The organism is Candidatus Amarolinea dominans (assembly GCA_016719785.1).
GTDB lineage: Bacteria > Chloroflexota > Anaerolineae > SSC4 > Amarolineaceae > Amarolinea > Amarolinea dominans.
Window position 1 is genome coordinate 1 of sequence record JADJYJ010000030.1, and the last position, 11,506, is coordinate 11,506.

The 11,506-nt window shown below is 60.7% G+C and carries 8 protein-coding genes and 1 pseudogene; all 9 read right to left on the reverse strand.

The window, feature by feature from the left end; genetic code table 11:
• Window positions 1-1,791 precede the first annotated feature (1,791 nt).
• Window positions 1,792-2,157, reverse strand: a complete 366-nt coding sequence (locus tag IPM84_22510; protein ID MBK9095474.1) for a hypothetical protein — start codon at window positions 2,155-2,157, stop codon at window positions 1,792-1,794.
• A gap of 395 nt (window positions 2,158-2,552) precedes the next feature.
• Complete coding sequence (locus IPM84_22515; protein MBK9095475.1) at window positions 2,553-3,227, reverse strand: TraR/DksA C4-type zinc finger protein; 675 nt, start codon at window positions 3,225-3,227, stop codon at window positions 2,553-2,555.
• A gap of 60 nt (window positions 3,228-3,287) precedes the next feature.
• Window positions 3,288-4,079: a respiratory nitrate reductase subunit gamma gene (narI, locus tag IPM84_22520; GenBank protein MBK9095476.1), complete on the reverse strand. Its 792-nt coding sequence runs from the start codon at window positions 4,077-4,079 to the stop codon at window positions 3,288-3,290.
• Complete coding sequence (locus IPM84_22525) at window positions 4,018-4,689, reverse strand: hypothetical protein (GenBank protein MBK9095477.1); 672 nt, start codon at window positions 4,687-4,689, stop codon at window positions 4,018-4,020. The genes narI and IPM84_22525 overlap by 62 nt, the downstream gene beginning before the upstream one ends.
• Window positions 4,690-4,691: 2 nt before the next feature.
• Window positions 4,692-6,204: pseudogene (gene narH, locus IPM84_22530) on the reverse strand (nitrate reductase subunit beta).
• Between the two features lie 75 nt (window positions 6,205-6,279).
• Complete coding sequence (locus IPM84_22535; GenBank protein ID MBK9095478.1) at window positions 6,280-9,924, reverse strand: nitrate reductase subunit alpha; 3,645 nt, start codon at window positions 9,922-9,924, stop codon at window positions 6,280-6,282.
• 163 nt (window positions 9,925-10,087) lie between these two features.
• Entirely contained in the window at window positions 10,088-10,498 is a 411-nt protein-coding gene (locus tag IPM84_22540; protein MBK9095479.1) for a c-type cytochrome, read from the reverse strand.
• Window positions 10,499-10,512: 14 nt separating this feature from the next.
• Window positions 10,513-10,959 (reverse strand): cytochrome c, encoded by a 447-nt coding sequence (locus IPM84_22545; protein ID MBK9095480.1) that lies wholly within the window; start codon window positions 10,957-10,959, stop codon window positions 10,513-10,515.
• A 13-nt stretch (window positions 10,960-10,972) separates the two neighbouring features.
• Window positions 10,973-11,386 carry a hypothetical protein gene (locus IPM84_22550; GenBank protein MBK9095481.1) on the reverse strand — a complete coding sequence of 138 codons (414 nt, stop codon included), beginning with the start codon at window positions 11,384-11,386 and terminating at the stop codon, window positions 10,973-10,975.
• Window positions 11,387-11,506: the final 120 nt, after the last annotated feature.

Here is an 11,506-nt window from a genome sequence, read left to right on the forward strand (position 1 = left end):
ATCAGTGATTCAGACTTGAGAACCCGATCCACCAGGGATTGACCCACGTTTAGTCGGTATTTCGGATAGTTGATGCAGAACCATCGCCTGTCAACATACTCGTCCAGCGTGAGGCCGCCGCCCTTGCGATCGCCAGATCATGGCATATGAGACAAAGCGTCTTGTCCCATGGGTTTCTTTCCACGCAGTAGAACTTGAAATAGGTTTCCCGCACACTTCCTGGGATGTTCTCGCCCGTATGATCGTTGCCGGGAGGTGACGAACGTATGCCTGCGCCAGAGGGGTCTCCATGCCATTTTAGGGGTCGTTTTCAGGTCGCTCCTGCCTGACGATGATTTCCGGTAGAAGGGGATTCCAAAGACCTGGTAATTCTAGCGATGCGGTTCCACATGCGGCCAGATGGGCGTAACCACATCATCCCTCCACAAAACTGAGACAGATGGACCTCGATACTCGTGCCTGCCGTCTTGGTCTTGATGAAGATAATTTGTACTTGTGCGAGATGATCAAGATGCGCTCCGAACGACGATTGATGCCTGAACTGCAGTATACATCCATCCCTTGAACGCGTCAAACGATATTTACTGCCTCCGGCAAATCCGAATTTTGCCCCATTCGACATTCGCCCCCTCCCCAAGTTCGGGGAAGCCCAGTTCCCCTCAGGCTCCAGGTGCGTGAAAGAGGATCGCCCGGTACGGCTGCTCAAGGATGCCAACGGCCGCCTGAATGACGGCGTCAATCTCCCGGTTCAACGCGCCGCCGCAAACCCTCGTCCATGCCGTGCAGGCCAGAACGAGTGCGCAGGAGTCTCGACGTACCTAACCGCGCCCAGGGTCTCCATCCAATCGTAAGGTCTTGACCGCCACATTCTCGATGCCAATAGTCACGAAAGTTGCCCTCGATGACGGCCCGCACCCAAGCGGCGTCGCATCGGCTCGTTGGGCCGCTCGACCTGCGAAGCGCTGGCGAAAAACTTCGTCAATGGCCCGCGACAAGTCGGTTTGCGGGTCCACGCTGATCTGCCAGAAGAAGCAAAGGAGCCGCGCTCGCCCGAGCGCGGTCATTACTTTCTGGCGTAACCGGTTTCGGGGCGAATCCAGTGGAAGGCGTCCGCTGAAACGGCCAGGTCGGGAAGCCATGCGGCGCAGGTCGCAGGACTCGGAACTCGGCCCTTGGACGATGGTCACGTTGGGGTAAGCCCGGCAGTTCTGGGCCACGTGGCGCGCCAGGCGCTCGCCCCGAAGCTCGATTGCCAGCCAGGCGATAGCCCGCCGGGCGAACGAGAGACGGTCGCATTGCCCGCCCGCAGCCGATCTCCAGGATGCGCCCGTCCGGGTAGCGGCCAGGCGGATGATGTCCTCGATCAGCGCATCGAGATAGCGGGTGCACGTTTCATTATAGGGTCCGCGACCTCTCCGAAAATGATGCGGCGTGAGCGGTCAATACTCATCGGCTAAACCAGGTTCGATTCTGTGATCGTTCAGGGCGCCAGCTTCTTCCCAATCTGAGCCACGAGGGCCAAAGAACGGGCGAAGCCAGGCCGCGATAGCAAGATAGACGAAGTGCGAGGGATGGCAAGCAGAAAGTCAACCCCAAGCGCCCTGGCGAGTTGAAAGGTGCAGACGGTGTACATGCCGAGCGGGAAGACCAGGCCCCAATACAGCGGGATGATAGGTCAGCATCCGGTGTTTGTAGAGGTGACGCCATCCGCCGAAGACGAGCAGGAGCGGAATCCACCACGTTCCTATCGCCCAGAAAAGAAAGGTGAAGCCCTCGATGAACGACATCATGTCAGCGAGGAAGGATAGTTGCCGCTCGAGGATGATGTTGGCGCCGCCAGGGTGGTGATGGCGACGGCGCCCATGTTGATCCAATAAGGGGAGGCGTCGACTCCTGCGGGTTGAGCTTGAAGAACATGAAGCGGTAGAAAATGAGCGAGATGACGAGGATGTAGAACATGCATCCGAGCAGGAAGAAGCAGAGCATGGCGAAGAGGAAAATCTCTTGCCAGGCGCCGAAGCGGGGGGCGATCAGCGTTCCCAGCACGGCGACGGACTGCGTGGAGACCACCGTCAACAGCCAGGCGCCGTTGATGCCCCCTTCCAGCGGCGGTTTCTGTTCTTTGATGGTCATCAGCGCGAAGAAGGCGTAGATCAAGACGATCCAGAGAACCAGGCCGACAATCCAAAGCGCCAGCGCCGTTGGCTGTCGCTTTCAGGATGACGAATTGACCGCCCAGCACGTTCGTCCCGGCGACGAGGGTGAGAAAGCCCTGCGCTTCAGGTTGTGGTTGGTGAGGTCGGCGAGGATGCGCAGGAGATGACGAAAGAGCAAGCCCAACGAGCAGCCAGAGCGTTACAGAAAATCTGATTCAGGTAGAACAGGGAAGGGCGAGGAGATCCATGCCCAAGAGATGGCAGGCAGTGGAAACGATGCCCGTGGCGCGACGAGGAGCGAAGTAGGCGGGATGCAGCTCCGCGCTCTCACGATCGAATGGCCCAGAGAGAGGCCCTGGTTTCGTTGGCGGTTCGATTCATGGGTCTATCGCAGCGTCAGTTGTCGTTCCAGGTAGGTTCCCAATGCTCAACCGGTGTCGGGAACCCCTCGTAGCTCTGAACCAGCTTCGATGTCCACGGCAAGGTGAGGGTTGTGACGCCGGCCAGGCGGGTTTCGACATAGTACGCCTGGCCGGCACAGGCGCGACAGAGAATTCTCGCGTCCCGTGTCACCTCGCGCTGGTTGATGATTTCCTCGCCGCAGGCCTCGCAGTTCACGCGCACACCCGCGTGTCCGATCAGGCCGGCGATGTTGATCCGCATCGTCACCCATCGGGAATCGAGCAGGTCCTCGTCGGGCATGCGCTGATAGCCGAGTAGTTGCGCTTCCCAACGGCTGCGCGCCTCAGGCGCAAACGCCGCTTTCCGCCGCACGTCGAGCCGCGGCGCAATGCGAACGCCCGCTGGCTGCGTGTCCACAAAGACGGCGGCAACTTTACGGAAATCTTCCACGCAGCGTGCGCCGACCCACGTAGCAACCCGTTGCTGCGCTGACGCCATCCACGAAGCAGCCGTCGGTCTCGGTGATGGCGAGCAGGCGCTTGTCCGTTTGCGGCAGGTCGAGGGCCAGGAGGAGGCGCCAACATGCTCCCGCGCGTGCACCAGCACCTGCGGGCACAGGCGGTGATGGTGCGTCACGCAGTCGCGTAGGAGTTCATCCAGGTGTTTCATGAGCATTCTTTGCCACGAATTTCACGAATTTGCACGAATGGGGTGCAGTTCCACGCGCCGTTACTTTTGCACCGGCCTGGCGCGATTCCAAATGACCACCTGCAGCGGCCGCCAGAGGTAGGTAATCGGGTAGGTGACCACATGCACCAGCCGCGTGAAGGGGAAGATGCAGATGATGACGAAGCCCCACAGGTGATGCCATTTGACCACCAGGGGCAGCGCCGAGACATATTCGATCTTCGGCTGGAAGACCACCAGGGAGAGCAGCCACGGCTGCGCGGTGCGCAGGAACCAGTCGGACCCCCAGCGGTAGAAGAAGGAGACCCAGAAGCCCAGGATGACCTGCACGAGCAGGGCAAGGATGAGCAGCCAGTCAGCCCAGGTGGTGACGACGCGCACGCGGTCATCGGACATGCGGCGCAGGACGAGCAGGCTGATCCCAACGATGGAGACCAGCGCCAGCGCCATGCCGGTCACCTCGATGATGTAGAGCCGCGTCGGGTCAGCGGTCAGCGCGGCCCACACGCCGGGGAAGAAGAAGGCAAACAGGTGGACGCTCAGAATGGTGACAATGCCGTAGTGCCAGGGCACGGACCCCCAGAACAGGCGGCGGCTTTCCAGGAACTGCGAGGAGAAGCTGGAAAAGGAGAAGCGATCGGAATAGTAGCGGTAGATGCCGACTACTGTCGCCAAAATGACCGCGACGTAAGGAAAGGCAATGAAGGAGCGGCAAGAGGTATCAACGCCCCATCGGCCTCCCCGAAAGGGAGTCCTCCAACAAGAACTTGAACTAATCCACTGCGTCGTATGCCAGGGGAATTTCGTCGAAGGCCTCGCATTGCGCCTGGGCATGGTCTTCCTCCCAGGGCTCGGCCTTGATGAGCGGCTCGCCGACCGTAGTCACCAGCACATCGTACAGGGCTTGCAGCACGGCCAGGTAGAGCGGCAGCGCGGAATGATCGTTCTCGTCGCGCATGCGAGCCGCATGAAGCACCTTGTCCAGCGCCGGCAGGATGGCGTATTGGGTGAGCTCGCAAAACTCCTCCTCATCCTGCAGCACGTTCAAGTAGCGCAGGATGCAGACCAGGTGGTCCGAGAGTTCGCCTCCTTCGCTCAATCCATACGCATGGTAGCGGTTCTTCAGTTCGAGCATGAAGATGCTGCGCTTGTAGGTTTCACCGAGCAGTTGATAGCCGATGTAGGGATACGCGCCGCCCAGGTCGAAGGTGCTGGCGTAGGCCTCCTCCTGTAAGCCGTAGGCCATCGGCTCGACCTCGCGCGCAAACGCGGACAAGAGCGCGTCGGGCGACAGTTGGCGTGAATCTACCGCGAGGAACGGCAGCGCCATGCGGGCCACAGTCTGCGCGCACAGGCGAGATTTCTCGGCCAGGCCGGGCTGGGGATAGTCCAGTACGTCGGCGAATTGGGCCAGGGTGGTTGGGAGCATGGGATGAAGTGTCATGGCTAGAACCTGCGCCCGGGCTGCCGGCGGAAGCCGAAGCCTGTTTCTTGTTTGTTGGTGAGGGGCGGGATGTTTGCTTCGATGGCAACTTCGCGATTCATGGCCGGTACGACGAAGCGTTCATCGTAGGTCGGCAGCGCGGTCAGGCGGAAGATCGCGTCGGCTTCCTGCGGGTCGGTTCCACCGGTGGTGTAGGCCTTGTCGAGTTCCGCCGGCGACACATCCTTGACCGTTTCACTGCGGCGATGAATGCGGACAGCGATCAGTTTGCGATAGACCGCTTCGATCACGTCGGTGTTGCCCGCCGAGAACAGCCGCGCCATGAACTTGATGGGGGACGCGCGCCTTTTCCAACGCGCTCAGCAGGGGAGAGAGACCGTCCGCACCGCTTTGATCCACTTCGTAGTTGCCGTCTTTGGTCTTCGCCAGAACGGGCAGCATGGGCGGGACGTAGAACAGCATCGGCACGGTGCGGAATTCGGCATGAAGCGGCAGGGCGATACCCCACTGCTTGACGAACTTGTAGACGGGCGATTTCTGCGCCGAGTCAATCATGTTGTCGGGAATACCGTTGGCTTTGGCCGCGGCGATCACGGTCGGATCGAACGGGTCCATGATCATGCTGCGCTGCGCGTCAACCAGGCTGGATTCTGCGGCCGAGGCAATTTTCTCGATCTGATCGGCGTCGTAAAGCAGAACGCCGAGATAGCGGATGCGTCCCACGCAGGAATGGAAGCAGGCGGGCGGTTGTCCGCTTTCGATGCGCGGATAGCACAGGATACATTTTTCGGATTTGCCCGTGGACCAGTTGAAGTAGGTCTTCTTGTAGGGGCAGCCGGAGATGCACATGCGCCAGGCGCGGCATTTTTCCTGCGAGAGGAGGACGATGCCGTCCTCGCCGCGTTTGTAGATGGCGCCCGCGGGGCAAGCCGCCACGCAGCCAGGGTTGAGGCAGTGGTTGCAGATGCGCGGCAGGTAGAAGAAGGTCATTCGTTCGACTTCGTTGAGCTGCTGGCGCTCCTCTTGGGTCAGTTCATCGAGATTCTTGTCGTTCTCCGCGTAGACGGGCGAGCCGCCCAGGTCGTCATCCCAGTTCGGGCCGGCCTCGATCGTGTCAATCGGCTTGCCAGTGACGAGCGAGATGGCGCGGGCAGTGGGCTGGTCATCGCCATCGGGGGCGTCGAACAGATGCTGATAGTCGTACGTCCACGGCTCGTAGTAATCGTCCATGTTGGGCAGGTTGGGATTGAAGAAGATGTTGCCCAGCGCGCCCAACCGTCCCTGCAGCTTCAGCCTGAGTTTGCCATCCTTCTCCTCGAAGCCGCCTTTGTATCTCTCCTGGTCTTCCCAGCGCGTGGGGTAGCCCGTGCCAGGCTTGGTTTCCACGTTGTTCCACCACATGTACTCGGTGCCTTTGCGATCCGTCCAGATGTTCTTGCAGGCGATGCTGCACGTGTGGCAGCCGATACATTTGTCGAGATGGAAGACCATTGAAACTTGTGCGCGAATGTCCATGTTCTGCTCCTTGGTATCTCTCACCCCCGTCCCCTCTCCCAAAATGGGGAGAGGAGACGGGGGTGAGGGCTTCTTCTACCACTCCAACTTCTCCATCTTCCTGACCACGCAGTACGTGTCGCGGGTGAAGATGCCGATGGGGCCCCAGTAATTAAAGCCGTAGGTGAACTGGGCGTAGCCGCCCGCCAGCAGCAGCGGGTTGATGCGCGTGCGCGTCAGGCTGTTGTGACCGCCCGCGCGGCGCTTGCCGCGGATCTGCGACTTGGGGATGTAGATCGTGCGCTCGACCGCGTGATAGTACAGGCACATGCCAGGCTGCACGCGCGAACTGACATTGACGCGTGTCACGACCACGCCGTTGTCGTTGTACATCTCCACCCAGTCGTTGTCCACGAGACCAACTTTTTCCGCGTCCTTGTCGTTGATCCAGACGGGATCCATGCCGCGCGAGAGCGTCAACATGCGATGGTTGTCCTTGTACGTGGAGTGAATGTTCCACTTACCGTGCGGCGTGATGTAATTCAGCACAAGGCACTTGTCGTCCACCGGGCTGTTGACGATGTCGCCTGTGGCGCGCGGGTTCAGTTTCGGCTTGAAGGTCGGCAGGTGTTCGCCAAAGTCCAGGTACCACGGATGGTCAACATAGAAGTGCTGGCGCCCTGTCAACGTGCGCCAGGGGATGAGGCGCTCGACGTTGATGCACCAGGCGGCGTAGGCGCGCCCGTCGTTGACCATGCCCGTCCAGCAGGGGCTGATGAGCGTGCGGCGCACTTGCCGCGTCAGGTCGTGGAAGGTCATGTTGACGCCGCGCACACCTTCGGCGAGGTCCGCCAGCGGGAGTCCGACGCGTTCTTCTTCGTGTTTGAACGCTTGATACGAGACTTCGCCGTTGGTTTCGGGCGCGAGATAGAGCAACACGTTGGCGGTATCCAGCGCGTCTTCGAGGCTGGGATATTTCTTTCCGCCCCACTCCACACAGCGCGTGCGGCGCGAGTCGGGCGTGCCGCCGACAGGCTGTTCCATCAAATCATCGTAAAACTTCTCGATGGGAATCTGCACGCCGTTGCCGTTGATTCCGTCCGCGCGGATGTTCGGTCCGAGCGAGATGAAGCGGTTGTACAGATTGATGTAATCGCGCTCGACCACGCGGAAGTGCGGCATGGTCTTGCCAGGGATGGCTTCGCACTCGCCCGCGCGCCAATCCTTCACGTCGGTCTGACCGAGTTCGTCGGGCGTGTCGTGCATGAGCGGGAACGCCACGATGTCGCGCACGGGTTCGGGGAAGACCTCGGGCGCCATCTCGCTGACTCGGAGCGCCAGCAGTTTGAAGATTTCCCAGTCGGTCTTGGATTCCCAAACAGGGGGAACCGCCTGTCCGAGCGGATGCACGTACGAGTGCAGGTCGGTGGTGTTGAGATCGTTCTTTTCGTACCAGAACGCGGAGGGCAGGACGATGTCGGAATACAGCGCCGAAGAGTCCATGCGGAAGTTCAGGTCAACCACCAGGTCCATCTTGCCGCGCGGCACAGGCTCGCGGAAGGTGACGGTCTTGACCTTGCCTTTGGCGTGCTCCTCGGCCGCGATGTTGTCGTGGGTGCCCAGGTAGTGGCGCTGGAAGAACTCGGCGCCCTTGGCGCTGGAGGCCAGCGCGTTGCCGCGCCACATTATCCAGATGCGCGGCCAGTTCTGCTCCGCGTCCGGGTCGTCAATGGCGAATCTGGTCGTTCCATCTTTGAGTTGATCCACCACCCGTTTGATGACATCATCGTTGGACTTTGCGCCTGCCGCGTCCGCGTTCTTGACGACATCAAAAGGATTCTCGTCGAACTGCGGATACGAAGGCATCCAGCCCATGCGAACCGCCATCGTCGCCAGGTCGGCGGCGTGGCCCTTAGCCCATTTGGTCTTCTCAGGGATGGGCGCATAGTCGGTGAAATCGCCCTCGTAGCGCCACTGGTCGCTGTTGATGTAATGCCAGGTGGGAGTCTGCTGGCGGCGCGGAGGTTTGACCCAGTCCAGCGCGAACGCCATCGCCGACCACGGCGCGACCAGCGTCAGTTTTTCCTGTCCCACGTAGTGGTTCATGCCGCCGCCGTTGACTCCGCAGCAGCCGCACAACATCAACGCGGTAATCGGCGCGCGGTACATCAGGCTGTTGTTGTACCAGTGGTTGATGCTGGCGCCGACGATGACCATGGACTTGCCGTTGGTCACTTCCGCGTTGTGCGCAAACTCGCGCGCCAGGCGGGTGACGGTGTCGCGACCGATGCCCGTGTACTGTTCCTGCCAGGCGGGCGTGTACGGGCCGATTTCATCGTAGGATTTCGGGTAATCGCCAGGCAGTCCGCGGCTGACGCCAAATTGCGCCACTAGCAGATCGAAGGCGGTCGTCACGGGGACGCGTCCGCGATCGGTTTCCACGTAGCGGATGGGGATGCCGCGCAGGGCAACTTTCGCCTCGGCGAATTCGTGGTAGGCGACGTTCACAATTTCGTCGTGTTCGTCGAGGAAGGTCAGTTCGGGATCGAGCGGGGTGTCATCCTGCCCGTCCTCCATCTTGAGATTCCACTTGCCTTTTTCCTTGCTCCAGCGGTAGCCGACCGTGCCTTTGGGCATGCGCGGCTGATTGCTGGTTTTATCGAAGACCAGCAGTTTCCAGTCGCCGTTCTCCTCGTTCGTGTAACGCTTGACGCGGTTGGCGCGCAGGAGGCGTCCCGCCTTGTACGAGTCACCATCCTTTTCCAGTTCCACCAGGAACGTGCTGTCGGTGTATTGTTTGAGATAGTTGATGAAATACGGAACCTGGCGTTCTTCGAAGAATTCCTTCAAGATGACGTGATTGACCGCCATCCACAGCGCCGCGTCGGTGCCGGGCTTAACGGGGATCCACCAGTCGGAATACTTGGAGACCTGGCTGAAGTCGGGCGCGATCGAGACGTACTTGGTGCCGTTGTGCCGCGCCTCGGCGATGAAGTGTACATCGGGCGTGCGCGTCATGCTCATGTTCGCGCCGTACGAGACGATGTACTTGCTGTTGTACCAGTCGGCGGATTCGCACACGTCGGTCTGGTCGCCCCAGACTTCGGGGAAGGCGTTGGGCAGGTCCGCGTACCAGTCGTAGAAACTCATGTTGACGCCGCCGAACAATTGCAGGAAGCGCGAGCCGCCCGCGTACGAAAGGTACGACATGGCGGGGATGGGCGAAAAGCCGAAGATGCGGTCGGGTCCGTATTTCTTGGCGGTGTGGAGCATGCCCGCGACGACGATCTCCGTCACTTCGTCCCACGAGGTGCGGCGGAAACCGCCCTTGCCGCGCGCCTTCTGGATGCGCGTCCGCTTCGTCTCATCTCCCATGATGGAGGCATACGCGTCCACGGGACTTTTGCCCGCCGACCGTTCTTCGCGCCAGAAATCCAGCAGGACGCCGCGCGCGTACGGATACTTGACGCGGATCGGGCTGTAGACGTACCACGACGCCGAGATGCCGCGCTGACAACCGCGCGGTTCGTAGGGCGGAAGATCCTTTTCGAGAAGCGGATAATCCGTCTGCTGCATTTCCCAGGTGATGATGCCGTCCTTGACGTACACCTGCCACGAACAGCCGCCTGTGCAGTTTACGCCGTGCGTACTGCGGACGATGTTATCGTGCTGCCAGCGGTTGCGGTAGAACTCCTCCCACTTGCGTGATTTCGGGTTGACCAAGTCTTGGATCCAAGCCATTGCTGCTCCTCCAAACAATCAGATTTCACCCTCACCCTAACCCTCTCCCGCAGGGAGGGGCCCCCCTCCCGGGGGGGGGGGGGGGGGGGGGGGGGGGTTGTTTTTTCCCCTTTTTCTCCCCAGGGGCCCTGCGGGGAAGGGCTGGGGAGGAGGGGGAATTGTTTTACTTCTTTGCGTTGGCGCGCGCGACCAGGGGTCTGCGGACGCCCATCAGTCGTTTTCGCCACCAGACCTGCGCCGAGGCGAGCAAGACCACGCCGCCCGCGCCAGACAACCCCGCCAGCGTCCACAAGGTGGAAGCAGTTCGCAGCGGCGTGGTCGTTGTTTCGAAAAACGCCACCAGGTCTGCGCGCTCCTGGTCGGTCATGGGCTGGTTGGCCCAAATGGCGTTCATGGTGATGGTGGCCGGGCTGCCGAGGAAGGCGGTCAACCCTGCCTGGCCGCCGTAGCGGTTGAACACGTCAGTCAGGTCAGGCCCCAGCGCGCCGCCGCCCAACGCGCCAATGCCGGTCACGCTGTGACAGACCATGCAGGCCGGCCCGCCGTTGGCAAGTCGAGTCGTGCCCAGGAACAGCGCCTTGCCGCGCTCTAAGTCGCCGGCAGGGAGCGCAGGCGCGGCCGGAGCCGCGCGGGCGCCCCACCCGTATCAATGCTCACAAGATAAGCGATCAGCGCGGCCACCTCGCCGTCGGTCAGCCCCAGGTTGGTCATGGGAATCTTGTTGTACTCTTCGTACAACTGCGTGGCTATCGCGTCACCCTCGGCCAGCACCTTGTCCGGCTCCTTGATCCAGCGCGTCAGCCAGGCCCTGTCGCGGCGCGTGGTCACGCCGAGCAGATCAGGCCCGACTAGTTTTCCGCCCCCGATCGTGTGGCAAGCCTTGCATCCTTTGCTGGTAAAGAGTTTTTCGCCTTCGGATGCATCCTGCGCGCCGGCGCGCGTCGGAATCGCAACCAGGGCCAGGATCAACAAACCAAGCGGGATCAGGCAGAAGGCCCGGCAGAGAGACGCAGGTTTTCCGATCATTCGCATCATTGACTCATCCTCCTCAAGGTTTAGGTTTAGGTTTAGGTTGGAAGCCGGGCTGCGCCGCCTCCCAGGGATTGCTGGGCGGCAGGTTCAGAATGGCTTCCACAAAGTCCGAGCTGCGTGCGGGGAGCGTGTGGGCAGAGAAAACACGAAAGATGTTCTGTTCCAGCCCTGCACTGATAACGGGCAGGCTGGGGAACTGCTGCAGGATGGCGGAGGTGAGCGAGGAGACGTTCATCCTATTCTCGCCTTCATCCACGACAATGACCGCGTCGGGGCGCAATTCGAACAGGCGCGCATGGATGTTCTCCTGCGAAAGCTCCATGGGGCCGAGCAACTCCATGTCGTCCACCCGACGCAGAATGGTCTCCAGGCTTTCGCCAAACAAGTGGTGTGAACAGATGAGCAGGACACGACGTTTTACACGTTGCATAAAGTTTGACTCGAACCGACTTCAACAGACAGATGCTTGTTCGCCCAGGAATGAGAATTAAATAAGTGCCCGCTTTGGTGCTGTCTGTATGCTCAAAATTTGCTCGGAACTGGACAGTTA

What these genes read in the sequence shown, in the direction of transcription:
- IPM84_22550 (MBK9095481.1), bottom strand. Translation starts at nt 11,386, where the DNA reads ATGCAACGTGTAAAACGTCGTGTCCTGCTCATCTGTTCACACCACTTG.
- IPM84_22535 (MBK9095478.1), bottom strand. Translation starts at nt 9,924, where the DNA reads ATGGCTTGGATCCAAGACTTGGTCAACCCGAAATCACGCAAGTGGGAG.
- IPM84_22545 (MBK9095480.1), bottom strand. Translation starts at nt 10,959, where the DNA reads ATGATGCGAATGATCGGAAAACCTGCGTCTCTCTGCCGGGCCTTCTGC.
- narI (MBK9095476.1), bottom strand. Translation starts at nt 4,079, where the DNA reads ATGCCCAGGCGCAATGCGAGGCCTTCGACGAAATTCCCCTGGCATACG.
- IPM84_22525 (MBK9095477.1), bottom strand. Translation starts at nt 4,689, where the DNA reads ATGACACTTCATCCCATGCTCCCAACCACCCTGGCCCAATTCGCCGAC.
- IPM84_22515 (MBK9095475.1), bottom strand. Translation starts at nt 3,227, where the DNA reads ATGAAACACCTGGATGAACTCCTACGCGACTGCGTGACGCACCATCAC.